The organism is Citrobacter sp. 50677481, assembly GCF_001463265.1.
GTDB classification, from domain to species: Bacteria; Pseudomonadota; Gammaproteobacteria; order Enterobacterales; family Enterobacteriaceae; genus Citrobacter_A; species Citrobacter_A sedlakii.
Genome location: NZ_LNHZ01000001.1, coordinates 314,135 through 337,462, shown reverse-complemented (window position 1 = coordinate 337,462; position 23,328 = coordinate 314,135). Strand labels below are relative to the sequence as shown.

Genomic DNA, 23,328 nt, shown 5'->3' with positions numbered 1-23,328 from the left:
AGTTAACCCCGTCACAGAGTGGAGAAAGAGATGGCTCGTCTGGCTGCATTTGATATGGATGGCACCTTGCTGATGCCAAACCACCTGCTGGGTGAGGAAACGATTTCCACGTTGTCCCGCCTGCGTGAACGTGACATCACGCTGGCTTTTGCGACCGGGCGTCACGTGCTGGAAATGCGCCATATTCTCGGCGCCGTTTCGCTGGAGGCGTTTTTAATTACCGGCAACGGTACGCGCATTCATTCGCTGGAAGGAGAGGTGCTGCATCGACAGGATCTGGATCCGGCGGTCGCGCAAATTGTCCTGCAGCAGAAGTGGGACACCCGGGCAAGTATGCATGTTTTTAACGACAATGGCTGGTTTACCGGCGAGGACATTCCGGCGATCCTGCAGGCCCACGTCTACAGCGGTTTTCGCTACCAGATCGTCGATATCAAACGTCTCCCGGCGGATCAAGTCACCAAGGTTTGCTTCTGCGGCGATCATGACGATCTGTCGCGACTGAAAACGCAGTTGCATGAAACGTTAGGCCCACGGGCGCATCTGTGCTTCTCTGCCGTTGATTGCCTGGAAGTATTGCCGGTGAACTGTAATAAAGGTTCCGCATTGACAGTGTTGAGTCAGCACCTTGGACTGACGATGGCGGAATGCATGGCGTTCGGCGACGCGATGAACGACCGTGAAATGCTCGGTAGCGTTGGTCATGGCCTGATTATGGGCAATGCGATGCCGCAGTTGATTGCCGAGCTGCCGCATCTGCCGGTTATTGGCCACTGCCGTAATCAGGCGGTATCACACTTTTTGACACATTGGCTGGACAATCCGCATCTACCTTATTCCCCCGAATGAGAGATCCTTTCCGGCAACGGGCAGCATCACGTTGCCCGTTTTTTTATTTAAGGCGTAGCAACTGAGCAAGCGCATCCTGCCACGGCGTCAAATCGCCCATGTTCGCCTTTACCCACTCGGGGTGGTAGTAGGTGTCCAGATACCGCTCCCCGCTGTCGCATAACAGCGTCACCAGTGAACCGGTTTCACCCGCGTCGCGCATTCTGGCGGCAAGGTGCAGCATTCCCCACATATTGGTTCCCGTGGAAGCCCCAACCTTACGACCGAGCTGGGTTTCCAGCCAGTGCGCGGTTGCCACGCTGGCGGCATCGGGCACGCGCAGCATTTCGTCCACCACGTCCGGAATAAAAGAAGGCTCCACGCGCGGACGGCCTATGCCTTCGATTTTACTGCCCGTCGGGCTGCGAAGCGTGGCGTCACGGTTTTGCCAGTAGGGGAGGAATACCGAGTTTTCCGGGTCAACCACCATCAGACGGGTCGCATAGCCCTGACAGCGAATATAGCGTCCAATAGTGGCGGAGGTGCCGCCTGTGCCCGCACTCATAACGATGTGCGCGGGAACCGGGTTCGGCTCGCACTGCATCTGGCGGAAAATACTGTCGGCGATGTTATTGTTGCCGCGCCAGTCGGTGGCGCGTTCAGCGTAGGTGAACTGATCCATGTAATGACCGTTCAGCTCGCGCGCCAGTTGCTCCGAGGCGGCGTAAATTTCACACGCGCTTTCGACGAAATGACAGCGACCGCCGTAAAATTCAATCTGCTCAATCTTACGCTTTGCCGTACAGGATGGCATGACGGCGATAAACGGCAACCCCAGCAGGCGAGCGAAATAGGCTTCAGAAACCGCGGTCGATCCCGAAGAGGATTCTATAATAGTAGTGCCTTCTTTGATCCAGCCGTTGCACAGCCCGTAGAGAAACAGCGAGCGCGCCAGCCGGTGTTTCAGGCTGCCGGTCGGGTGCGTGCTTTCATCTTTAAGATACAGCTGGATACCCGGAAAGGCAGGCAGCGGCAAGCGAATAAGGTGAGTATCGGCGGAGCGATGGTAATCCGCGTTGATTTCATTGATGGCGTTTTTAACCCATGCACTATTCATCGTTAATATCCATTTGTCATTTTGTGCCAAGCGTAGCGAAAAGCACGGAAAAAATTGTTGCTATTTGACCTTTAAAATAGAATGAATGGAGAAAATTGTTCTCTGAGACGTCGATATGTTAGATAAAATTGACCGCAAGCTACTGGCGCTGTTGCAGCAAGACTGCACCCTCTCTTTGCAGGCGCTGGCGGATGCCGTTAATCTGACCACCACGCCCTGCTGGAAGCGCCTCAAACGGTTGGAAGACGACGGTATTTTGCTGGGCAAAGTCGCGTTGCTGGACCCGGAAAAACTGGGGCTGGGATTAACCGCCTTCGTGCTGATCAAAACCCAGCACCACAGCAGTGAATGGTACTGCCGTTTCGTGACGGTGGTCAGCGAGATGCCCGAAGTGCTTGGCTTCTGGCGCATGGCCGGGGAGTACGACTACCTGATGCGGGTACAGGTGGCCGACATGAAACGCTACGATGATTTCTATAAGCGCCTGGTGAACAGCGTGCCGGGCCTCTCCGATGTGACATCCAGTTTCGCGATGGAACAGATTAAATACACTACCGCTTTACCCATTGAATAACCCTCCCGGACGATGAGCCGGAAAATCAGGTCAGGACATAACGCGTGCGATTATTTGCTCAATTAAGCTGGTATTTTCGCCGGGAGTGGCGTCGCTACCTCGGCGCTGTTGCCTTGCTTATTATCATCGCCATTCTTCAGCTCATTCCGCCAAAGGTGGTGGGCATTGTCGTGGATGGCGTCACCGCGCAGCACTTTGCGACGCAGCGGGTGCTGATGTGGATTGGCACCATCGCCCTGATTGCCGTAGTGGTGTATCTGCTGCGCTACGTCTGGCGCGTGCTGCTGTTTGGCGCGTCTTACCAGCTTGCGGTGGAACTGCGGGAAGATTACTACCGTCAGCTGAGCCGTCAGCATCCTGAATTTTATTTGCGCCACCGTACCGGCGATCTGATGGCGCGCGCCACCAACGATGTGGATCGCGTGGTGTTCGCCGCAGGCGAAGGCGTCCTGACGCTGGTGGATTCGCTGGTGATGGGCTGTGCGGTGCTGATCGTGATGTCCACGCAGATCAGCTGGCAACTGACCCTGTTAGCGCTGTTGCCCATGCCGGTTATGGCGTTGATGATTAAGCGCTACGGCGATAAGTTGCACGATCGCTTTCGCCTGGCGCAGGCTGCTTTCTCCAGCCTGAATGACCGTACCCAGGAGAGCCTCACCAGTATCCGCATGATCAAAGCCTTTGGTCTGGAGGATCGCCAGTCGGCGCTGTTTGCGGCCGATGCGGACGACACCGGTAAGAAAAACATGCGCGTGGCGCGCATTGACGCGCGCTTTGATCCCACGATTTACATCGCCATCGGGATGGCGAACCTGCTGGCGATTGGCGGCGGCAGCTGGATGGTTGTCCAGGGCGCTCTGACGTTGGGACAATTAACCAGCTTTATGATGTATCTCGGGCTGATGATATGGCCAATGCTGGCTCTGGCGTGGATGTTCAACATCGTCGAGCGCGGCAGCGCGGCATACAGCCGCATTCGCGCGATGCTGGCCGAAGCGCCGGTAGTTAACGACGGTACGGAACCGGTGCCGGAAGGGCGGGGAGAACTGGCGGTCGCGATACGTGAGTTCAGCTATCCCCACACCTCGCATCCGGCGCTGGAAAACGTGGCTTTTCGCCTTCAACCGGGGCAGATGCTTGGCATTTGCGGGCCCACCGGCGCAGGTAAAAGTACGGTGCTGTCGTTGATTCAGCGTCATTTCGACATTACCCAGGGGGACGTGCGTTTTCACAACATTCCGTTGCCGCGTTTGCAACTGGACAGCTGGCGCAGCCGCCTGGCGGTGGTTAGCCAGACGCCTTTTCTGTTTTCCGATACCGTGGCCAATAACATTGCGCTGGGCTGCCCGAACGCCACGCAGCAGGACATTGAGCATGCGGCGCGGCTGGCCAGCGTTCATGAGGATATTCTGCGTCTGCCGCAGGGCTATGACACCGAAGTGGGCGAGCGCGGCGTCATGCTGTCTGGCGGGCAAAAACAGCGCATCTCCATTGCGCGAGCGCTGCTGCTGAATGCCGAAATTCTGATCCTTGATGACGCGCTGTCGGCAGTGGATGGCCGCACCGAGCATCAGATCCTGCATAACCTGCGCCAGTGGGGAGAAGGGCGCACGGTGATTATCAGCGCGCACCGACTGTCGGCGCTGACCGAAGCGAGCGAAATCATCGTTATGCAGCATGGTCATATTGTGCAGCGTGGCGACCATGAGACGCTGGTTCAGCAGGCGGGCTGGTATCGCGACATGTACCGTTACCAGCAACTGGAAGCCGCGCTGGACGATGCGCCGCAAAACGATGAGGAGACGGCGAATGCGTAGTTTCGGGCAGTTATGGCCGACCCTCAAGCGCCTGCTGGCCTATGGATCTCCGTGGCGTAAACCGCTGGGTATCGCGGTCGTGATGCTGTGGATTGCGGCGGCGGCGGAAGTCAGCGGCCCGTTGTTGATCAGTTATTTTATCGACAATATGGTGGCGAAAAACACGCTGCCGCTCGGCATTGTCGCCGGGCTGATAGCCGCTTATCTCGGCTTGCAAATCCTGGCCGCCAGTTTGCATTACGCGCAGTCGCTGCTGTTTAACCGCGCCGCGGTCGGGGTGGTTCAGCAACTGCGTACCGACGTGATGGACGCCGCGCTGCGACAGCCGCTAAGCGAGTTTGACACCCAACCCGTCGGCCAACTGATTTCACGCGTCACCAATGACACCGAAGTCATTCGCGATCTGTACGTCACGGTGGTGGCGACCGTGCTGCGCAGCGCGGCGCTGATTGGCGCGATGCTGGTGGCGATGTTCAGTCTTGACTGGCGTATGGCGCTGGTGGCGATCCTGATTTTCCCGGCCGTGTTGGTGGTGATGGTGATCTACCAGCGCTACAGCACGCCGATAGTGCGCCGGGTACGCGCTTATCTCGCCGATATTAACGACGGTTTTAACGAAGTCATCAACGGCATGAGCGTCATTCAGCAGTTCCGCCAGCAGGCGCGTTTTGGTGAAAGAATGGGGGAGGCCAGCCGATCGCATTATATGGCGCGGATGCAGACACTGCGTCTGGACGGCTTTTTATTGCGTCCTCTGTTGAGCCTGTTTTCAGCGTTGATTCTCTGTGGGCTGCTGATGCTGTTCAGCTTTACCTCTGTCGGCACTATTGAAGTCGGCGTACTGTACGCCTTCATCAGTTATCTGGGGCGCCTGAATGAGCCGCTAATTGAACTCACTACGCAGCAGTCGATGCTGCAACAGGCGGTAGTGGCGGGTGAACGCGTGTTTGAACTGATGGACGGCCCGCGTCAGCGTTACGGTCAGGACGCTCGTCCGCTGGCATCCGGGCAGATCGAAATCGACGATGTTTCGTTTGCTTATCGCGATGATAATCTGGTGCTGCAAAACATTAGCCTCTCAGTGCCGTCGCGCAGTTTTGTGGCGCTGGTGGGGCACACCGGCAGCGGCAAGAGCACGCTTGCCAGCCTGCTGATGGGCTATTATCCCCTTCGCCACGGCGAAATTCGTCTTGATGGCCGTCCGCTGAGTACGCTCAGTCACGGTGCGTTACGCCAGGGCGTGGCGATGGTGCAGCAGGATCCGGTGGTGATGGCGGATACGTTCCTTGCCAACGTTACCCTGGGACGGGATATTTCCGAGGAGCAGGTCTGGCAGGCGCTCGAAACCGTGCAGCTCGCGGAGCTGGCGCGCGGCATGAGCGAAGGTATCCATACCCGTCTTGGCGAGCAGGGAAATAACCTCTCCGTCGGGCAAAAACAGCTGCTTGCGTTGGCGCGGGTTCTGGTCGCGACGCCGCAAATCTTAATTCTCGATGAAGCGACCGCCAGCATTGACTCGGGCACTGAGCAGGCAATTCAGCGGGCGCTGGCGGCGGTGCGCGAACATACCACGCTGGTGGTGATCGCTCATCGACTGTCAACTATCGTGGAAGCGGATACCATTCTGGTGCTGCATCGCGGACAAGCGGTGGAGCGCGGGACCCATCATCAACTGCTCGCCGCGCAGGGACGCTACTGGCAGATGTATCAGCTCCAGCTCGCCGGAGAGGAACTGGCGGCCAGCGTGCGGGAAGAGTCGCAACCCGCCTGATGCACCGACGCCGTTAACCCCGACGGCGGTGGTGCAAAAATGTAACGCATCATGCACTGCCATGGTGCGTTTTTCTTTTCTCGCTTCGCCTCGCCCTTTCTCACGTCAATTCTTTCGCCAGCCGCAGGCCGCTCTTCGGCGAATTTTCATTTCTGGCATAACCCTTGCAATCACGTATACGTGTAGCAGCGCCATTACCGAATTCTGACTGGAGGGGATCTATGAAGCTGGTTACCGTGGTAATCAAACCGTTCAAACTGGAAGACGTTCGCGAAGCGCTCTCTTCTATAGGTATTCAGGGACTGACCGTCACCGAAGTGAAAGGCTTTGGGCGGCAGAAAGGTCATGCTGAGCTTTATCGCGGGGCGGAATACAGCGTCAATTTCCTGCCCAAAGTGAAAATTGATGTGGCGATTGCCGACGACCAGCTTGATGAAGTGATTGATGTCATCAGTAAAGCGGCATACACCGGAAAAATTGGCGACGGCAAAATTTTCGTCGCTGAGCTGCAGCGTGTGATTCGTATTCGTACCGGCGAAGCCGACGAAGCGGCGCTGTAACGCCTGGCACACAGTAACGGGAAACGACAAAATGAAGATAGCAACGATGAAAACGGGCCTTGCTTCACTGGCGATGCTGCCTGGGCTGGCAGCGGCTGCTCCGGCAGTTGCCGAAAAAGCGGACAACGGTTTTATGATGATTTGCACCGCGCTGGTGCTGTTTATGACCATTCCCGGCATTGCCCTGTTCTATGGCGGTCTGATCCGCGGTAAGAACGTGTTGTCGATGCTGACGCAGGTGACGGTCACCTTCGCGCTGGTGTGTATTATGTGGGTGGTATTTGGCTATTCACTGGCGTTTGGCGAAGGGAATAACTTCTTCGGTAATGTTAACTGGGTGATGCTCAAGAACATTGAGCTGACCGCCGTGATGGGCAGTATCTACCAGTATATTCACGTTGCTTTTCAGGGCTCGTTTGCCTGTATCACCGTCGGGTTGATCGTCGGGGCGTTGGCGGAACGTATCCGTTTCTCTGCCGTGCTGATCTTTGTGGTGGTCTGGTTGACGCTCTCCTATATTCCGATCGCCCATATGGTGTGGGGCGGAGGCCTGTTGGCGTCACATGGCGCGCTGGACTTCGCCGGCGGTACCGTGGTGCATATTAACGCGGCGATTGCCGGGCTGGTGGGCGCATACCTGATTGGCAAACGCGTCGGTTTTGGCAAAGAGGCGTTTAAACCGCACAACCTGCCGATGGTGTTTACCGGCACGGCGATCCTTTATATCGGCTGGTTTGGTTTTAACGCCGGCTCTGCCGGGGCGGCGAATGAAATTGCGGCATTGGCCTTCGTCAATACCGTTGTCGCGACGGCGGCGGCAATCCTCGGCTGGATTTTCGGGGAGTGGGCGCTGCGCGGTAAACCGTCTCTGCTGGGCGCCTGTTCCGGTGCGATTGCCGGTCTGGTTGGCGTAACGCCTGCCTGCGGCTATATCGGCGTAGGCGGCGCGTTAATCATCGGCGTGGTCGCCGGGCTAGCCGGGCTGTGGGGCGTAACCATGTTGAAGCGTCTGCTGCGAGTTGACGACCCGTGCGATGTGTTTGGCGTTCACGGCGTCTGCGGGATCGTCGGCTGTATTCTGACGGGCGTATTCGCCTCCAGCGCGCTGGGCGGCGTGGGGTTCGCCGAGGGCGTAACGATGGGGCATCAGGTGCTGGTACAACTGGAAAGTATTGCCATCACCCTCGTCTGGTCCGGCGTGGTGGCGTTCATCGGTTACAAGCTGGCGGATATGACCGTAGGGCTGCGCGTGCCGGAAGAGCAAGAGCGCGAAGGGCTGGATGTCAACAGCCACGGCGAGAACGCGTATAACGCGTAACGTCAGGGCCCGGCAGCGTATTGCTGACCGGGCCTGCGTGCGTTATCAACCGCATACGGCGTCTGCCGGTTTAGTTGTGATTGCGCATCACCCCTTCCTGCACAGTTGAGGCGACCAATATGCCGTCCTGGGTATAAAACTCGCCGCGTACAAAGCCCCGGGCGCTGGACGCCGAGGTGCTTTCCACGCTGTACAACAGCCACTGATTCAAATCAAAGGGACGGTGGAACCACATGGAGTGATCGATGGTGGCGATCTGAATCCCTTTTTCCAGAAAACCAATGCCGTGCGGCTGTAGCGCAACCGGCAGAAAATTAAGATCCGACGCGTAGCCCAGCAGATACTGATGCACGCGGATATCATCCGGCAGCGTGCCGTTAGCGCGGATCCACACCTGACGGGTGGGTTCGGCCACATGGCCTTTCAACGGATTGTGGAACTCAACCGGTCGCACCTCCAGTGGGCGGTCGCAGAGAAATTTATCCTTCAGCACCGGTGGCAGCAGATGCGCCAGCGACTGGGCGATTTCGGTTTCTGATTTCAGGCCGTCTGGCGCGGGGGCGTGCGGCATGGTTTTTTGATGTTCAAAACCGTTTTCTGGCGCCTGAAACGACGCGGTCATGTAAAAAATAGGCTTGCCGTTCTGGATAGCGGCAACGCGGCGGGCGCTGAAACTGTTGCCGTCGCGCAGCACTTCCACATCATAAATAATCGGTTTCTGGCTGTCGCCGGGGCGTAAAAAATAGCTGTGGAAAGAGTGAACCAGGCGTTCTTCCGGTACGGTCTCTTTAGCGGCATACAGCGCCTGACCGACAACCTGCCCGCCAAAGACCTGGCGCAGTCCTAAGTCTTCACTCTGGCCCCGAAAGAGTCCTTCCTCAATTTTTTCCAGATTCAATAATGTCAGCAAATTACTCAGTGCCTGACTCATACATGCTCTCCAGGTAACAACGGCGCCGAAGCGAGATAGGCAGAGTATAACGCAATTTATTAAGTGGTCCGATGGGTGCAATAGTCTGAATAAAAGGCTTAATCCAGGCAAAAATCAGTGATATGTGCCACACTTATTGACGTTATGTATTTGTTAACCACTCTTCCGGCGGGGGGAAAGGCCTGCTGGTGCATTGATGATAAGGAGAATTGAATGAAACTCGTGCACATAGTAAGTGGTTTAGCGGTTGCGGTGTCCCTGGCTGCCTGCGCGGATAAAAGCGCGGACATTCAGACGCCTGCGCCAAACCCGAACACTTCCATTACTGCCACACAGTCCACTATTCAGCAACCTAATGTTTCAGGTACCGTATGGATCCGTCAGAAAGTGGCGTTGCCGCCTGATGCTGTTCTGACCGTTACCCTGTCAGACGCTTCGTTGGCCGATGCGCCGTCTAAGGTGCTGTCGCAAAAAGCGGTACGAACCGAAGGGAAGCAAGCGCCGTTCAGCTTCGTACTGCCGTTTAACCCGGCCGATATCAAGCCGAATGCCCGCATTCTGCTGAGCGCAGCCATCACTGTGAACGACAAACTGGTCTTTATCACCGATACCGTTCAGCCGGTTATCAACCAGGGCGGAACGAAAGCCGATCTGACGCTGGTCCCTGTCCAGCAGACGGCAGTGCCTGTTCAGGCCAGCGGCGGCGCAACCACAACGGTGCCGTCGACGTCGCCGACACAGGTGACGCCTTCTTCTGCCGTACCAGCACCTACGCAGTATTAAGACGTAAACGGCCCTCTCCGCCCGGAGAGGGTCAGTAGTTCCAGCGATAACGCTGCAAATCGATTTGCCCGCTTCCGGACACCTGAACCCCTTCTGATAATAATGCCTGACGTTGACGCTGAAGATCCGGCCCGGTTAATGAGATCGCGCCGTGTCGGTTAACCACCCGATGCCAGGGAAGGGTGCTGCCTTCGGGTAAGCGTTTGAGGACGCCGCCTACCTGGCGCGCAGCCCGCGGCGAACCGGCAAGTTTTGCCACGTCACCGTAGGTGGTGACGAATCCTTCCGGTATTGAGGCAATGATTTGCCAGACTCGTTGGGGAAAAGTGTCTTCTCTGTCCATTATTTCTTCCTGCGGTAATCCTTCAGGATAATCCCGAAACGGCGGCGGGTGAAGCGCCATTGCGCAAGAAACCAGCATCCGACGCCCGACGGCTTGCAATTGGCCGGGGCAGCAGTGATAATGCGCCTGCGCGTTGGTTAACAACGCTCTCAATGGGGGCTCTGTTGGTTCTCCCGCAACGCTACTCTGTTTACCAGGTCAGGTCCGGAAGGAAGCAGCCAAGGCAGATGACGCGTGTGCCGGGATGTAGCTGGCAGGGCCCCCACCCATTTCTGCCGTCCGAAGTAGCCCGACGTCTCACTTCTTCATTTTGTCATGAATTCGTCATTTTTTTGTAATGAACAACTGGCAGAGTGTTGTCGGGAAGTTAAAACATAATCCCCTCTTTCTTTCCACGTCGTACCGGCGCGTTTGCGGCTACGCCGTGTTTTGCCTGCTTGCACACAAGGATTTTACGATGGCTACAGCGGTACTAAATGTCAAAATCGATGAGGCGGTGAAAGAGAAACTTCGCCAGCACGCCGAAACGAACAACGAAAATTTGAGTATCACGACAGAAAAACTGCTGCTTAGCGCCTTTGGGGCGGCGGCAGAAGGCGACGTCTGCGCAGATGAGATCGACAGCCAGCACACGATCGAGTCGCAAGTCGAACCGCTGACGTCGAAAGAAATCAAAGCATTGCGCAGATTACTGAAGAAGAAAAAATGAAACAGCAAACGCTTTCCACCGCCAGCAGCTACAGTGAAGCCTGTGAATTATTGCGCTCAGGCTACGTGAAACATGTTCGCTTACACTGGAACGTCGGCAGCGACGAGTTTTTCCGTATTGCCTCAGACTGGTGCGACGCGGGCGCCAGAATCAAGAAAGAGGGTGAGGATTTTATCATCTCCCTGAAAGGCTTTCCGGTACCGCGTCAATACTAAATAATTTTGCGAACTTTACTGCCTGCTGACTGCATGCGCAGGCTCTCCCAGAGCGGCTGTAAGGTTCGAAAAGCTTCGCGCAAGCCTTCTTCCGGCAGCGCGAACGGCATCCGCAAAAAGCGATCAAAGGCGCCTGCTAAACCGAAGCGGGTGCCTGTTCCCAATTGTATCCCGGCGCTCTCCGCGCGCGTGGCGAACTGCGTCGCCAGCGCGTCCGGCAGTTCCACCCAATACGAAAGTCCTCCCTGCGGCGTCTGAAAGCGCCATTCCGGAAAATGCGAGCGCATAAGCGTTTGACACAATGCGCGTCGTTCCGCCAGTTGCTGTCGGCGTTGGGGTAAAAAGGCGCTGGCATTATCGAGAAGCCACGTGGTGGCGAGCTGTTCCAGCACCGGCGAGCCGAGATCGAACGTGTCGCGCGTTTGCACCAGCGCAGCGATGGTTCTTGCGGGCGCGCGCACCCATCCCAGCCGCAAGCCGCCCCAAAAACTTTTTCCTGCCGAACCCAGCAGAATGACCGGCGCATGGCGATGATAAGCCGCCAGTGGAGGCGGCGGCGCGGCGTCGTACCACAGATTCACCATCGTTTCATCAATGACCAGCGTTGTGTGGGTTGTGGCCGCAATGTCGGCGACAATCTGGCGCGTCGGCTCATCCATGCACCGCCCGGTGGGGTTATGAAAATCCGGCATCAGATAAGCGAGCCTGGGAGAGGTCTGTGCGATAGTGGCTGCCAGTCCAGCGGTATCCCAGCCCTGCTCCGGTAACGAAACGCCAACCGGTCGACAGGAGGCGCCCTGAATCGCGGCAATGGCCAGTGGGTAAGTGGGATGATCGACAAGTACGCGGTCGCCAGGCCCGGTCATTAAACGCAGGATCAGCGCCAGACCGCTGACCGCACCGTTCACTACCATGATTTCATCAGCATGGGTCGGCAGTCCTCGCGACGCATAGTGCCGGGCGACAGACTCGCGCAGGGAGAGCAACCCCTGCGGCTGATAGCCGGAGGTCAACAAGTGGGGCGGCATGGCGCGCAGCGCCTCCTGGTAAGCCTGATGGATTTCAGGTCCGGCATTCAGCGCCGCCGTGGAAAGATCAACCGCCAGGGGCGTCGCCGAGCGCGTGGGCACGTCGCGAATATGCGTTGGCAGAATCACCCGCGACCCGCTGCCGTGACGGATGTCCAGATATCCCTCTTCACGTAATTGCGCCAGCGCGCTGGCAACGGTGGTGCGGCTCACATCCAGCACTGACGCCAGTTCGCGTTCGCCAGGCAAGCGGCTGTCTAGCGCCAGACGCCCGTCAAGGATCAGCAGACGCAGCGCTTCCGCCAACTGTCGCCACAGCGGCGTACGTGAAGATGTCTCCTGCCAGTGACCCAGCAGGCGATGTAACGACTGGCTTCCATTGCGACGTGATGACATAGCAGTCCACTTTCTCAAAACTGGTCATTAATCATAGTGCCAATTATGGCGAAGATAAAAGCCATCTTGACGGGGAGGGGAAAATGGGACGTCGACTGCTGCAACTCTATTTTGGACTGGCTCTGTATGGAGTCTCAACCGCCATGTTTGTGCGCGCGGACTTAGGCGCCGATCCGTGGAACGTTTTTCATCTTGGGTTGGCAAATCTGCTGTCAATGAAGATAGGCATCGTGATGATTATCGTTGGCGCGCTGGTCCTGTTGCTGTGGATCCCGCTGCGCCAGCGTCCCGGCTTAGGCACATTCAGCAACGTTATTGTCATTGGACTTGCCGCCGATGCTGCGCTGGCGCTGATGCCGGAACTCTCCTCGCTGGTCGTGCGCAGCGTGATGCTGGCGGCGGCGGTGGTGGTCAACGCGCTGGCGACGAGCATGTATATCGGCGCTGGCTTTGGCGCCGGGCCGCGGGACGGGCTGATGACCGGCATTCATGCCCGCACCGGTTGGTCGGTGCGTCTGATCCGAACGGCGATCGAGGTGTCGGTGCTCTTCAGCGGCTGGCTGCTGGGCGGCACGCTTGGCATAGGAACGGTGCTGTACGCTCTGGCGATCGGGCCGTTAATTCAGCTCTGTTTGCCGTGGTTTCGCTACACTTCCAGGTCCCGGATCCAGACAGCGTAGTTGACGAGAGACGACTACACTTAATCCGACTGACGCGGCTGGAAAGGCTGGCCGCGCAGTAAACTTCGGAGGTTTTTCTCATGAAGTATGTTGATGGTTTTGTTGTAGCCGTCCCCGCCGAAAACAAGGAAGCTTATAAGGCGCTGGCGGCGAAAGCAGCACCGCTGTTTAAGGAATTTGGCGCGCTTCGCATTGTTGAATGCTGGGCCGACGACGTGCCAGATGGCAGCGTCACCGATTTCCGCATGGCGGTTAAAGCCGGAGAAAACGAAGAAGTGGTGTTCAGCTGGATCGAATACCCGTCGAAAGAGGTACGGGATGCGGCGAATCAAAAGATGATGTCCGACCCGCGGATGAAAGAATTCGGCGATGAAATGCCGTTTGATGGTAAACGCATGATCTACGGTGGATTTGCCCCTATTCTCGACGAATAACGTGACTGGCTGTGCGGCGTGCCGCCAGCCATTTTCGCCTCAAAGGTGTTCTTCAGCCCAGAGGATAAACGCCGTTTTGGGCAGCGCTTTGCTGTACAGCCAGCCCTGACCATAATCCACGCCATGCTGGCGTAACCATGCTTCCTGCTTCGCCGTTTCAATTCCCTCGGCCACCATCTTCAGATTCAGCGTCCGGGCCATTTCGATAATGTGCGGCGTCACGTTTTTGTATTCCAGCGCGCTGACAAAGGATTTATCAATTTTCATGATATCCACTTCCAGATTCTGCAGGTAACTGAGGCTGGAGAAACCGGTACCGAAATCGTCAATATAGATGGCATGTCCCGCTTCACGATAGCGGGCAACGATGGGCGAGCTGGTTTTTGGGTCGGCAAAGGCGCGTTCAGTCAGTTCCAGGGCTATCTGAGAAGGAGAAAGCTGGTACTGCTGGAGCAGTTTGTTGAGCAGCGCCGGGAGCTTCTCTGAGGCAAGATCCGCGGATTCAATATTGATGGAAATATGCTGTTCCGGATGCTGCTGAAGCCATTGCCCCATATCTTCAAACACCGACTCGATGATCAGGCGGGTAAGCGATTCGGTAAGCCCGGTCTGAGCGGCAAGCGGAATAAAAATGTCCGGCGAAAGAAAGCTGCCGTCAGTTTGCCGCCAACGCGCCAGCGCTTCTGCGCCAACGATCTTCCCCGTGGTCAGCGACATGATGGGTTGATAGTGAACGCTGATGTCCCGGTTATGTATAGCATCCTGTAGCCGATGACGGGGAGACTGAATACGCCGCAAAATGCGCAGGATAAACGCCGCTGCCAGAAGCCCAATCGCCGTACCGACGGGCACCCAGATAAACGCCTGTTGATACCAGATTTTATCCAGTGGACGCGTCGACGCCCAACTGACAATGGCAATCCCCATTTCCGGGAAGGGGCGGATTTCATATACCACGCCGTGACGTTCCAGATGGCGCGGTGTTTTTTCGCGGGTATATTGCAGAACGGCGGGAGGAATGGTCCCGCTACTGGCGATAACAATATTACGTTGTGTGCCGATTATCGCCACATCGATTTGCCATGCGCCAAAGGGCACAACGTCAATAAATGAGGCGGGATCGATCATGACGATATAGCGACCATTCCCCAGCGCAGTCATATAGCGCGCAATCCCCAAATCGTTATGCGTGGTAAACCAGGCCTGGTAACCGTCGTCGGTCAGCTTCATAGCGGGCGGAAAAGGAGCGGTATGGCTTTCCTGTTCCAGCGACGAGCATCGCGGGATGTTGTTTTCCAGGTACAGCACTTCCTGTACATAGCGGTAGCTAAAAGAGATACGCCGCATCGCCAGCAAATGGTCATGCGAGCAGGGGAGGCTGGTCACTGCCTCAATGTCCTGTAGGGCATTTTTCGCCTGCTGGACCACACGCTGGGTGCGCTCAAACACCTGGGTGGAATAGTTATCCAGCTCCTCAATAAACTTCCTCTCGACCTGGCGATGGGCAAGCCAGATGCTCACCCCTACTGGCAGCAAAATAGCGAGGATCAGCACGCCCGTTACCAGGCTAACCAGATGTCGTGTGGTCACGAAGATATCCTTAATAACGCATCGTAAAGAAATTATATCCGATCGCGGAAAAAAACCGGTATTGGTGAGTGTGTTAAGTGCAATGTGCGTATTGAGCCTGGTTTTCATGGGGTTGATAAACGGCCAGGCTTGGCGTATTTTATTGTTATGTTATACTGTAACAATTAAAGGGGTAAAGATGAAACCGAATATCCATCCTGCTTACCGCACCGTGGTGTTTCACGACACCAGCGCTGATGAATATTTTAAAGTAGGGTCAACCATTAAAACGGATCGCGAAATTGAGCTGGACGGTGTGGTCTACCCGTACGTCACTATTGATGTTTCATCTAAGTCGCATCCGTATTACACCGGTAAGCAAAAAACGTTTGCTAACGAAGGCAGCGCGGCGCGCTTTGAGAAACGTTTTGGCCATTTTTTAAGCTCGAAGCGGGGGTGAAAATGCAGGTACTGAATTCCTTGCGCAGCGCAAAGCAGCGCCATCCGGACTGTCAGATTGTCAGAAGAAAAGGGCGGTTATATGTGATTTGTAAAACGAATCCGCGTTTTAAGGCAGTACAAGGGCGGAAAAAGCGTCGGTAAGATTACCCGGTGCCGGATGGCGGAGCGCGCCATCCGGCACCGGCAGGTTATTGCTGCGCTTCAGCGCGTGCCAGAGTAAAAATGTCATAAAACGACAGCTCGCCCTTACGGGAGAGCATCTTCTGTAACTGCGTCTTCTGTTCGCGATTGACGCGCGGGGACTCAAGAATCGTCTCAACCAAAGCCGGGGGAACGAATCGCGTGTTGTACCACTCGCCGTTGTAACACACCCGGAAGTCCAGCACGTCGATATCTTCATAACGATAGCGCGGAGCGACGTCAAAAAAGAAAAAACCGTTCAGTAAGATGAAAAGCACGACCAGCAGCCAGACTGAGCCAACCAGCGTGTCGGATTGCAACATGACCGCGAGGGTGGCGAACCAGGCGATGTACATGCCGATAAACAGGCCCGGATGTTTGCGGATAAAGCTGATACTGAAGCGCGGCTTATTATCGCGCTTTTCACGCACGTTAAGATCGTCAATGGTTTCGGTAAGCAGGCGTTGTATTTCTGTCATTTTTAGCCTTTGTGATTGTGCTACTTGCAGATGAACACCCCATTTTAAAAGCGGCGTAACCCTGAAAAAAGTAACAGATTAACCACAATTTAGCATAACAGTTACAATCAGGCCGACAGGTGTTTCAGGATCCGCGCTGGATTGCCGCCTACGACCACGTTTGCCGGCACATCTTTGGTCACCACCGCGCCGGAGGCCACAACGACATTGTCGCCAATCGTTACGCCCGGATTAATCACCGCGCGTCCGCCAATCCAGACATTATTGCCGATGGTGACCGGTTTGCCGAACTCCCGTCCGCTGTTGCGTTCAGTCGCGTCCAGAGGATGGGTGGCGGTATAAATATGAACGCCGGGCGCCAGCATACAGTTGTCGCCAATGCGGATGGGGCAAACGTCCAACAGTACACAGTCGAAATTGGCGTAAAAGTCTTTCCCGAGAAAGATATTGTAACCGTAGTCACAGCGAAAGGACGGTTCGATATAGGGCTTGTCACAGTGACCGAGGAGCGCGGTGAGGATCGCCAGGCGTTCGGCTTTTTCGTCCGGGGCGGTCTGATTGTAGCGGTGAACCCACTTGCGCGCCTGCATCCGGTCATCGCGCAGGGTGTCATCCGAGGGTCGGTACAGCTCGCCCGCGATCATTTTTTGCTTTTCTTCACTCATTCCATGCACTCTCTGCGTTAGCATTAAAAGCCATACAGTAGAGGGACAGAGGGTGTCAGGGAACGTTCCCTGCGTTATTTTGTGACAGAATTCACAACAGCGTATCGACGCTTAAAGCAAATATTCAACATTGTTTCGCAAGAAAACATCCGTATTTTCTAATGAGTCTGCCACGAATTAACGGATGAATTTCCAGACGGAGGAGGGGATCTTGTCGTAAAGTTTATTCATGGTTAATTCTGCGAGACGGTGATCTGCTGCTGAGTAAAATACAGCCAATTCATTGTCAGACAATTCATATTTATTTTTTTCAATCACGCGTTCCAGCGTGTCAATAGTCTGGCAGCGTCGCAAACGCATCAAATAATCAGTTTTAGTTAATGGTTTATCGGACATGATTCTTACCTATGATTGTAATAATATTTAACAAGACAAACTAACAGGATTAGCCCTGGTGGCATTCACAAAGCAGCGGAACAAGCGATTCCCGGATTTCTGCCATTTTTGGAGGTCCTGCGCATTAATGCCATAACTGCTGAACAACATAAAAGTGTCGTCCAGATATTCATCAATCTGTTCGATCAGCTTATTGTCCTCGTTATACTTAATTTTATAATTAAGCGCGAAGGTTGCAATATGCTCGATCAGTTCGTTGAGTTGCAGGTTGATAGCCGAGGTTGGATCGTTAACCCAGCCATGATTGCTTTCTTCAAGGTTTGCAAGACAATCATGATAAAGCGTTTCACAAAGAAATTTCAGCTGAGCGATATCATGTCTTTTGGGTGAGTATTCATCCATAACGCATCCCCTTCTTAGTGGCTTTAACTAACCGAACACCTTTCGGGATGGGTACAACTAACAGACCTGGAACTTGCCCTCTGCTCCTGATGCTTTAACTATAATCTACTCTATAAAAGATTTCATCGTCCTATTACGAAAAATTACAATTAAGTGAATAGAAGAGTGAGGTGCAACATTATCATTATAGCACGTAATAGAGGCTGTCCGGAATAAGGTATTTTGTCCTGAGTCGTAGACTCAATATATCTTATCTTTTCATTGACTTAGTTGTTGCGGGGGAGGTGTCGCTGTTTTCATCGCCAGGAATACTCTTAATAATGAATTAATAATCGACAAATAAGAATTAACTAAAACCGCTAAGAAAATCCTCCTCACTGTTGTGGATAAAGACGTTTATTCCTCAATCGTAAGTAAACGACGTTGCAATTAGCGCGATGAACACTATCACTCGAAAAAAAAGGCCGCTTGCGCGGCCTTTATTATAATGCGGATCAACGATGCTCTACGGTATGGCTGTGCTCGACATCTTCGCTCTTGCGGCTGAAGCGACGGCGTACCACCACAAAGAACACAGGAACGAAGAAGATAGCCAGTACGGTCGCGGTAACCATACCGCCCATCACGCCTGTCCCCACGGCGTTCTGCGCGCCGGAGCCTGCGCCGGAGCTGATAACCAGCGGCATAACGCCCAGAATGAACGCCAGCGAGGTCATCAGGATCGGACGTAAACGCATACGTACCGCTTCAAGCGTGGCTTCAATCAGGCCTTTACCTTCTTTATCCATCAGGTCTTTGGCGAATTCGACGATCAAGATCGCGTTCTTCGCCGACAACCCAATGGTTGTGAGGAGACCCACCTGGAAGTAAACGTCGTTGGTCAACCCGCGGAAGGTCGCCGCCAGCAGCGCGCCGATAACCCCAAGCGGAACCACCAGCATCACCGAGAACGGAATCGACCAGCTCTCATACAACGCCGCCAGACACAGGAAGACGACGATCAGCGAGATGGCGTACAGGGCAGGGGCCTGGTTGCCTGACAGACGTTCCTGATAGGACATCCCCGTCCAGTCATAGCCGATGCCGGAAGGCAGTTTGCTTGCCAGCTCTTCCATCATCGCCATCGCTTCACCGGTACTCTTGCCCGGCGCCGCCTGGCCCAGAATCTCCATGGAAGGCAGGCCGTTATAGCGTTCCAGACGCGGTGAACCGTATTCCCAGCGTGACGACGAGAAGGCCGAGAACGGCACCATCTGTCCATCGCTGCCGCGGACGTACCAGTTACCAATATCTTCCGGCAACATGCGGTATTTCGCTTCAGACATTACGTAAACTTTCTTCACACGACCACGATCGATAAAGTCGTTTACGTAGCTGCCGCCCCAGGCTGCGCCCAGTGTGGTATTGATATCACTAATGGAAACGCCCAGCGCCTGTGCTTTTTCCTGGTCGATATCAATTTTGAACTGCGGCGTATCTTCCAGACCGTTAGGACGAACACCAACCAGCAGATCCGGGTGTTTTGCCACTTCGCCAAACAGCTGGTTACGTGCCTGTGTCAGTTTTTCATGGCCAAGACCCGCCTGGTCGATCAACTGGAAGTCGAAGCCGGTTGCAGTACCCAACTCAACAATCGCCGGCAGGTTAAAGGCGAAGACCATCGCGTCTTTAATCTGCGAGAAGGCCGCTGACGCACGTTGGGTAATCGCCTCAACTTTGTTCTCATCGCCCGGACGATCGGCCCAGTCTTTCAGCGAGACGAACGCGATACCGGTGTTCTGACCGCGACCCGCAAAGCCGAAGCCGTTAACCGCAAACACCGACTCAACGTTGGCTTTTTCTTTGGTCAGGAAATAGTCGGTCATCTCATCGAGAACTTTCTGCGTCCGTTCCTGAGTCGCACCGGCAGGCAACTGGGCCATGCTCAGGAATACCCCCTGGTCTTCATCCGGCAGGAAGGAGCTTGGCAGACGAACGAACAGAAAGGCCATGCCGACCACGATGATCAGATACAGCAGCAGATAACGACCGGTGCTACGCAGAATGTTGCCTACGCTGTCGGTGTAGTGGTGCGTGCTCTTATCGAACATGCGGTTAAACCAGCCGAAAAAGCCTTTTTTGCCTTCACCGTGGTCGCCTTTGGCGATGGGTTTGAGCATGGTGGCGCACAGCGCCGGCGTCAGGATCAACGCTACCAGAACCGACAGCGCCATCGCGGAGACGATAGTGATGGAGAACTGACGATAGATAGCCCCGGTCGAGCCGCCGAAGAAGGCCATCGGGATAAACACCGCCGACAGAACCATCGCGATACCCACCAGTGCGCCCTGAATCTGGCCCATTGATTTACGCGTCGCTTCCTTCGGCGGCAGACCCTCTTCGGACATAACACGTTCGACGTTCTCGACCACCACGATGGCGTCATCCACCAACAGACCGATGGCGAGCACCATCCCGAACATCGTCAGGGTGTTTATCGAGAAGCCGAAGGCCGCAAGGACCGCAAAGGTCCCCAACAGAACCACCGGAACGGCAATGGTTGGGATCAGCGTCGCGCGGAAGTTCTGCAGGAACAGATACATTACCAGGAACACGAGAATGATCGCTTCCACCAGCGTTTTCACCACTTCATGAATGGAGATTTTCACGAACGGGGTGGTGTCATACGGGTAAACAATTTTCAGGCCCGACGGGAAGAACGGCTCCATTTTCGCCAGTTCAGCACGGATCGCTGTCGCGGTGTCGAGCGCGTTGGCGCCCGTCGCCAGTTTAATCCCTAAACCGGACGCAGGCTGGCCGTTGAACTTCGCAATAACGTCGTAGTTCTCGCCGCCCAGTTCGATTTTGGAAACGTCACGCAGACGAACCTGCGAACCATCCTGATTCACTTTCAGCAGGATTTTGCCGAATTCTTCGGTTGAAGTCAGTCGCGTCTGGGCAATGATCGAGGCGTTCAACTGCTGGCCTTTCACCGGCGGCGTACCGCCTAACTGACCCGCCGCAACCTGGGCGTTCTGCGCTTTGATTGCGTTGATCACATCGACCGGCGTCAGCTGAAATTTGTTGAGCGCTGTCGGGTCCATCCAGATACGCATCGCGTACTGCGAACCGAACAACTGCACGTCACCCACGCCGGAAGTACGGCTGATGGCGTCCTTCATGTTGGCGGCAACGTAGTCCGAAATATCTTCCTGGGTCATGGAACCGTCGGTGTTGATAACCCCGACAACCATCAGGAAGCTACTGGATGACTTCTCAACGCTCACGCCCTGCTGTTGAACTTCCTGCGGCAGCAACGGCATCGCCAGCTGCAGTTTGTTCTGCACCTGAACCTGCGCAATGTCCGCATCGGTACCGGATTCAAACGTCAGGGTGATCTGCACGGTACCCGTGGAGTCACTGTTTGAGGACATGTACATCAGGTTATCGATACCGTTCATGTTCTGTTCGATAACCTGCGTGACGGTGTCCTGCACGGTTTGCGCATCAGCGCCAGGGTAGGTTGCGGAGATCGTCACTGCTGGCGGCGCAATCGTTGGATATTGCGCGACCGGCAGTTTGAGGATCGCAAGCCCCCCTGCCAACATGATGATAATGGCGATCACCCATGCGAATATGGGGCGATCGATAAAGAAATTTGGCATGTCTTAACGGCTCCTGTTTAAGTTAAGACTTAGTTTGCTCAGGCTGGTTACCGCCAGCAGCTTGCTGTTTGTTATCTGCGGTAATCTCTTGTGCTTTCACCTGCGCACCAGGACGCACTTTCTGCAGCCCACTGACGACAACACGGTCACCCGCTTTCAGCCCATCGGTCACCAGCCACTTGTCACCAATCGCCTGACTGGCCACAATTTGACGGGTTTCGACTTTGTTATCTGCGCCGACGACCAACGCGGTAGCATCGCCACGCGGCGTACGGGTTACCCCCTGCTGCGGCACCAGCAGAGCGGATGGGTTAGTCCCTTCCTGCAAACGCGCGCGGACAAACATACCCGGCAGCAGCGTGTGGTCCGGGTTAGGGAAGATGGCGCGTAAAGTAATAGAACCGGTAGTCTGGTCGACGGTCACGTCTGAAAACTCAAGCGTGCCTGTCTGCGGGAATTTAATGCCGTCACTGGTCACCAGCTCAACTTTCGCCTTGCCGTTTTCCTGTTTCAGCGTTCCGTTAGCCAGTTCTTGTTTCAGGCGCAGGAAGTCGTTGCTCGACTGGGTAACATCAACGTAGATCGGATCAAGCTGTTGTACGGTCGCCAGCGCGGTCGCCTGACCGTTTTGCACCAGTGCGCCTTCGGTTACGGACGATTTACCAATACGGCCGCTAATCGGAGAGGTCACCTTGGTGTACGCCAGGTTAATACGCGCCGTTTCAACGGCGGCTTTAGCGGCAAGCACGGCAGCATTCGCCTGTTGCGCATCCGCCAGCGCCTGATCGTAGTCTTGTTTACTGATGTACTGCGTGCCGAGCAGTTTCTTATAACGGTTCACCGTGACCTGCGCGATGCTGGCTGCGGCCTGGGCTTTCGCCAGATCGCCTTTCGCACTTTCGTATGACGCTTGATAAGTCGCAGGATCAATCTGATAGAGAGACACACCTGCTTCGATATCGCTGCCTTCCTCGAAATTCCGCTTCAGGATAATGCCGCTTACCTGAGGGCGAACTTCGGCAATACGGAAAGCACTGGTGCGACCCGGAAGTTCAGTGGTGATCTGCAGAGGTTCAGTTTTGAGCGTCACAACCCCAACTTCTGGCATTTGCTGGCCCCCTTGTTGGGCCGGTTTGTCGTCACATCCTGTTAGCGCTAAGCTGCCTGAGAGCATCAGAACGACCGCCAGAGGCGTTAACCCTCTGTTTTTGTTCATATGTAAACCTCGAGTGTCCGATTTCAAATTGATCAATGGTCAAAAGTCCACAAACCCATTGCTGCGTTTATATTATCGTCGTGCTATGGTACATACATTCATAAATGTATGTAAATCTAACGCCTGTAAATTCACCGACATATGGCACGAAAAACCAAACAACAAGCGCAGGAAACACGACAACACATACTGGATGTAGCGCTACGTTTGTTCTCGCAACAAGGGGTATCTTCCACCTCGCTGGCGGAGATTGCAAAAGCCGCGGGCGTTACTCGTGGCGCAATCTATTGGCATTTCAGAAACAAGTCGGATTTATTCAGTGAAATCTGGGAGCTGTCAGAATCCAACATTGGTGAGCTTGAGACTGAGTATCAGGCAAAATTCCCCGACGATCCACTATCTGTATTAAGAGAAATATTAGTTCATCTTCTTGAATCTACCGTGACGGAAGAGCGGCGACGTTTATTGATGGAGATTATATTCCACAAATGCGAATTTGTGGGAGAAATGGCCGTAGTGCAGCAGGCGCAAAGAAACATCTGCCTGGAGAGCTATGACCGTATTGAGCAGACCCTCACGCACTGTATAAAAGCCAATATGCTTCCCGCAAATCTGCTCACGCGCCGCGCCGCGGTTATCATGCGCGGCTACGTCTCGGGCATCATGGAAAACTGGCTGTTTGCGCCGCATTCGTTTGATCTCAAAAAAGAAGCGCGTGATTACGTCGCTATCCTGCTGGAAATGTTTATGTTTTGCCCCACACTGCGCGCCGTCGCGCCTGACGCGCAGGCCTGAACCCGCGCCAGGAATT

25 protein-coding genes and 1 other RNA gene are annotated in these 23,328 nt (G+C 55.0%); 15 read left to right on the top strand and 11 right to left on the bottom strand.

The genetic code is table 11. The features are described 5' to 3' along the window. The first annotated feature begins 30 nt into the window (after positions 1-30). Entirely contained in the window at positions 31-849 is an 819-nt protein-coding gene (gene cof / locus APU02_RS01765; RefSeq protein WP_042285890.1) for an HMP-PP phosphatase, read from the top strand. A 43-nt stretch (positions 850-892) separates the two neighbouring features. Here cof and APU02_RS01760 read toward each other — a convergent pair whose 3' ends face one another. After that, complete coding sequence (locus tag APU02_RS01760; RefSeq protein WP_042285887.1) at positions 893-1,945, bottom strand: PLP-dependent cysteine synthase family protein; 1,053 nt, start codon at positions 1,943-1,945, stop codon at positions 893-895. A 115-nt stretch (positions 1,946-2,060) separates the two neighbouring features. Here APU02_RS01760 and decR point away from each other — a divergent pair, with 115 nt between their 5' ends. The 5 genes from decR to amtB all read left to right on the top strand — a co-directional run bounded on the left by decR (position 2,061) and on the right by amtB (position 7,985). Beyond that, a complete protein-coding gene (decR, locus tag APU02_RS01755) occupies positions 2,061-2,519 on the top strand; it encodes a DNA-binding transcriptional regulator DecR (RefSeq protein ID WP_042285884.1) in 459 nt (152 codons plus the stop codon). A gap of 44 nt (positions 2,520-2,563) precedes the next feature. Continuing rightward, the gene (locus APU02_RS01750) at positions 2,564-4,336 is read left to right on the top strand and encodes a SmdA family multidrug ABC transporter permease/ATP-binding protein (protein WP_060569054.1); all 1,773 of its coding nucleotides are present in this window, start codon (positions 2,564-2,566) and stop codon (positions 4,334-4,336) included. Further along, positions 4,329-6,107: a SmdB family multidrug efflux ABC transporter permease/ATP-binding protein gene (locus APU02_RS01745; protein ID WP_042285880.1), complete on the top strand. Its 1,779-nt coding sequence runs from the start codon at positions 4,329-4,331 to the stop codon at positions 6,105-6,107. Before APU02_RS01750 ends, APU02_RS01745 begins: the two co-directional genes overlap by 8 nt. 221 nt (positions 6,108-6,328) lie before the next feature. Beyond that, positions 6,329-6,667 (top strand): P-II family nitrogen regulator, encoded by a 339-nt coding sequence (gene glnK / locus APU02_RS01740; RefSeq protein WP_002891893.1) that lies wholly within the window; start codon positions 6,329-6,331, stop codon positions 6,665-6,667. A gap of 31 nt (positions 6,668-6,698) precedes the next feature. Further along, positions 6,699-7,985, top strand: a complete 1,287-nt coding sequence (gene amtB, locus APU02_RS01735) for an ammonium transporter AmtB (RefSeq protein WP_042285877.1) — start codon at positions 6,699-6,701, stop codon at positions 7,983-7,985. A 70-nt stretch (positions 7,986-8,055) separates the two neighbouring features. On the opposite strand, the gene tesB is transcribed toward amtB, so the two are convergent. After that, entirely contained in the window at positions 8,056-8,916 is an 861-nt protein-coding gene (gene tesB / locus APU02_RS01730; RefSeq protein ID WP_042285876.1) for an acyl-CoA thioesterase II, read from the bottom strand. A 213-nt stretch (positions 8,917-9,129) separates the two neighbouring features. On the opposite strand from tesB, the gene APU02_RS01725 reads away from it, so the two are divergent. Next, the gene (locus APU02_RS01725; RefSeq protein WP_042285875.1) at positions 9,130-9,699 is read left to right on the top strand and encodes a YbaY family lipoprotein; all 570 of its coding nucleotides are present in this window, start codon (positions 9,130-9,132) and stop codon (positions 9,697-9,699) included. Between the two features lie 31 nt (positions 9,700-9,730). Here APU02_RS01725 and APU02_RS01720 read toward each other — a convergent pair whose 3' ends face one another. Beyond that, entirely contained in the window at positions 9,731-10,120 is a 390-nt protein-coding gene (locus APU02_RS01720; protein WP_060569053.1) for an MGMT family protein, read from the bottom strand. 84 nt (positions 10,121-10,204) lie between these two features. Between APU02_RS01720 and ffs the strand changes: the two genes are divergently transcribed. The 3 genes from ffs (at position 10,205) to APU02_RS01705 (ending at position 10,966) form a co-directional block, all read left to right on the top strand. Next, an RNA gene (gene ffs / locus APU02_RS01715) (signal recognition particle sRNA small type) lies at positions 10,205-10,301 on the top strand. Positions 10,302-10,499: 198 nt separating this feature from the next. Then, positions 10,500-10,751 carry a hypothetical protein gene (locus APU02_RS01710; RefSeq protein WP_042285870.1) on the top strand — a complete coding sequence of 84 codons (252 nt, stop codon included), beginning with the start codon at positions 10,500-10,502 and terminating at the stop codon, positions 10,749-10,751. Then, positions 10,748-10,966, top strand: a complete 219-nt coding sequence (locus APU02_RS01705; RefSeq protein WP_060569052.1) for a hypothetical protein — start codon at positions 10,748-10,750, stop codon at positions 10,964-10,966. Before APU02_RS01710 ends, APU02_RS01705 begins: the two co-directional genes overlap by 4 nt. On the opposite strand, the gene APU02_RS01700 is transcribed toward APU02_RS01705, so the two are convergent. After that, entirely contained in the window at positions 10,963-12,390 is a 1,428-nt protein-coding gene (locus tag APU02_RS01700; RefSeq protein WP_042285864.1) for a PLP-dependent aminotransferase family protein, read from the bottom strand. The genes APU02_RS01705 and APU02_RS01700 overlap by 4 nt on opposite strands. A gap of 83 nt (positions 12,391-12,473) precedes the next feature. Here APU02_RS01700 and APU02_RS25685 point away from each other — a divergent pair, with 83 nt between their 5' ends. Both APU02_RS25685 and APU02_RS01690 read left to right on the top strand, forming a co-directional pair. Continuing rightward, positions 12,474-13,070: a membrane protein gene (locus tag APU02_RS25685; protein WP_060569051.1), complete on the top strand. Its 597-nt coding sequence runs from the start codon at positions 12,474-12,476 to the stop codon at positions 13,068-13,070. A gap of 80 nt (positions 13,071-13,150) precedes the next feature. Continuing rightward, positions 13,151-13,504 (top strand): DUF1428 family protein, encoded by a 354-nt coding sequence (locus tag APU02_RS01690; RefSeq protein WP_060569050.1) that lies wholly within the window; start codon positions 13,151-13,153, stop codon positions 13,502-13,504. Between the two features lie 39 nt (positions 13,505-13,543). Here the strand turns inward: APU02_RS01690 and APU02_RS01685 are convergent, their stop codons facing one another. Then, the gene (locus APU02_RS01685) at positions 13,544-15,094 is read right to left on the bottom strand and encodes an EAL domain-containing protein (protein ID WP_060569049.1); all 1,551 of its coding nucleotides are present in this window, start codon (positions 15,092-15,094) and stop codon (positions 13,544-13,546) included. Positions 15,095-15,272: 178 nt separating this feature from the next. Here APU02_RS01685 and APU02_RS01680 point away from each other — a divergent pair, with 178 nt between their 5' ends. Further along, positions 15,273-15,533, top strand: coding sequence for a type B 50S ribosomal protein L31 (locus APU02_RS01680; RefSeq protein WP_042285853.1), 261 nt, complete (start codon positions 15,273-15,275; stop codon positions 15,531-15,533). Positions 15,534-15,535: 2 nt separating this feature from the next. Beyond that, positions 15,536-15,676: a type B 50S ribosomal protein L36 gene (gene ykgO / locus APU02_RS01675; protein ID WP_016537667.1), complete on the top strand. Its 141-nt coding sequence runs from the start codon at positions 15,536-15,538 to the stop codon at positions 15,674-15,676. A 47-nt stretch (positions 15,677-15,723) separates the two neighbouring features. Here the strand turns inward: ykgO and APU02_RS01670 are convergent, their stop codons facing one another. From APU02_RS01670 to acrA, 6 genes are all read right to left on the bottom strand, one after another. Then, a complete protein-coding gene (locus APU02_RS01670) occupies positions 15,724-16,194 on the bottom strand; it encodes a YlaC family protein (protein ID WP_042285848.1) in 471 nt (156 codons plus the stop codon). Positions 16,195-16,301: 107 nt separating this feature from the next. Continuing rightward, a complete protein-coding gene (maa, locus tag APU02_RS01665; RefSeq protein WP_042285845.1) occupies positions 16,302-16,859 on the bottom strand; it encodes a maltose O-acetyltransferase in 558 nt (185 codons plus the stop codon). Positions 16,860-17,036: 177 nt separating this feature from the next. After that, on the bottom strand, positions 17,037-17,255 hold the full coding sequence (locus tag APU02_RS01660) for an HHA domain-containing protein (protein ID WP_001280991.1): 219 nt from the start codon (positions 17,253-17,255) through the stop codon (positions 17,037-17,039). Between the two features lie 27 nt (positions 17,256-17,282). Further along, entirely contained in the window at positions 17,283-17,657 is a 375-nt protein-coding gene (gene tomB, locus APU02_RS01655) for an Hha toxicity modulator TomB (RefSeq protein WP_042285841.1), read from the bottom strand. 494 nt (positions 17,658-18,151) lie between these two features. Beyond that, positions 18,152-21,301 (bottom strand): efflux RND transporter permease AcrB, encoded by a 3,150-nt coding sequence (acrB, locus tag APU02_RS01650; protein WP_042285838.1) that lies wholly within the window; start codon positions 21,299-21,301, stop codon positions 18,152-18,154. A gap of 22 nt (positions 21,302-21,323) precedes the next feature. Further along, the gene (gene acrA, locus APU02_RS01645; protein WP_042285835.1) at positions 21,324-22,517 is read right to left on the bottom strand and encodes a multidrug efflux RND transporter periplasmic adaptor subunit AcrA; all 1,194 of its coding nucleotides are present in this window, start codon (positions 22,515-22,517) and stop codon (positions 21,324-21,326) included. Between the two features lie 141 nt (positions 22,518-22,658). On the opposite strand from acrA, the gene acrR reads away from it, so the two are divergent. After that, positions 22,659-23,312: a multidrug efflux transporter transcriptional repressor AcrR gene (gene acrR / locus APU02_RS01640; protein WP_042285832.1), complete on the top strand. Its 654-nt coding sequence runs from the start codon at positions 22,659-22,661 to the stop codon at positions 23,310-23,312. Positions 23,313-23,328: the final 16 nt, after the last annotated feature.

Excerpts from the sequence above, each read along its gene's own strand:
- acrA (WP_042285835.1), bottom strand. The coding sequence starts at position 22,517 with ATGAACAAAAACAGAGGGTTAACGCCTCTGGCGGTCGTTCTGATGCTC.
- APU02_RS01720 (WP_060569053.1), bottom strand. The coding sequence starts at position 10,120 with ATGCTGGTTTCTTGCGCAATGGCGCTTCACCCGCCGCCGTTTCGGGAT.
- decR (WP_042285884.1), top strand. The coding sequence starts at position 2,061 with ATGTTAGATAAAATTGACCGCAAGCTACTGGCGCTGTTGCAGCAAGAC.
- acrB (WP_042285838.1), bottom strand. The coding sequence starts at position 21,301 with ATGCCAAATTTCTTTATCGATCGCCCCATATTCGCATGGGTGATCGCC.
- APU02_RS01660 (WP_001280991.1), bottom strand. The coding sequence starts at position 17,255 with ATGTCCGATAAACCATTAACTAAAACTGATTATTTGATGCGTTTGCGA.
- APU02_RS01725 (WP_042285875.1), top strand. The coding sequence starts at position 9,130 with ATGAAACTCGTGCACATAGTAAGTGGTTTAGCGGTTGCGGTGTCCCTG.
- APU02_RS01760 (WP_042285887.1), bottom strand. The coding sequence starts at position 1,945 with ATGAATAGTGCATGGGTTAAAAACGCCATCAATGAAATCAACGCGGAT.
- APU02_RS01680 (WP_042285853.1), top strand. The coding sequence starts at position 15,273 with ATGAAACCGAATATCCATCCTGCTTACCGCACCGTGGTGTTTCACGAC.
- tesB (WP_042285876.1), bottom strand. The coding sequence starts at position 8,916 with ATGAGTCAGGCACTGAGTAATTTGCTGACATTATTGAATCTGGAAAAA.
- amtB (WP_042285877.1), top strand. The coding sequence starts at position 6,699 with ATGAAGATAGCAACGATGAAAACGGGCCTTGCTTCACTGGCGATGCTG.
- APU02_RS01700 (WP_042285864.1), bottom strand. The coding sequence starts at position 12,390 with ATGTCATCACGTCGCAATGGAAGCCAGTCGTTACATCGCCTGCTGGGT.
- cof (WP_042285890.1), top strand. The coding sequence starts at position 31 with ATGGCTCGTCTGGCTGCATTTGATATGGATGGCACCTTGCTGATGCCA.
- acrR (WP_042285832.1), top strand. The coding sequence starts at position 22,659 with ATGGCACGAAAAACCAAACAACAAGCGCAGGAAACACGACAACACATA.
- glnK (WP_002891893.1), top strand. The coding sequence starts at position 6,329 with ATGAAGCTGGTTACCGTGGTAATCAAACCGTTCAAACTGGAAGACGTT.
- APU02_RS01690 (WP_060569050.1), top strand. The coding sequence starts at position 13,151 with ATGAAGTATGTTGATGGTTTTGTTGTAGCCGTCCCCGCCGAAAACAAG.
- APU02_RS01670 (WP_042285848.1), bottom strand. The coding sequence starts at position 16,194 with ATGACAGAAATACAACGCCTGCTTACCGAAACCATTGACGATCTTAAC.
- APU02_RS01710 (WP_042285870.1), top strand. The coding sequence starts at position 10,500 with ATGGCTACAGCGGTACTAAATGTCAAAATCGATGAGGCGGTGAAAGAG.
- tomB (WP_042285841.1), bottom strand. The coding sequence starts at position 17,657 with ATGGATGAATACTCACCCAAAAGACATGATATCGCTCAGCTGAAATTT.
- APU02_RS25685 (WP_060569051.1), top strand. The coding sequence starts at position 12,474 with ATGGGACGTCGACTGCTGCAACTCTATTTTGGACTGGCTCTGTATGGA.
- APU02_RS01705 (WP_060569052.1), top strand. The coding sequence starts at position 10,748 with ATGAAACAGCAAACGCTTTCCACCGCCAGCAGCTACAGTGAAGCCTGT.
- APU02_RS01745 (WP_042285880.1), top strand. The coding sequence starts at position 4,329 with ATGCGTAGTTTCGGGCAGTTATGGCCGACCCTCAAGCGCCTGCTGGCC.
- maa (WP_042285845.1), bottom strand. The coding sequence starts at position 16,859 with ATGAGTGAAGAAAAGCAAAAAATGATCGCGGGCGAGCTGTACCGACCC.
- ykgO (WP_016537667.1), top strand. The coding sequence starts at position 15,536 with ATGCAGGTACTGAATTCCTTGCGCAGCGCAAAGCAGCGCCATCCGGAC.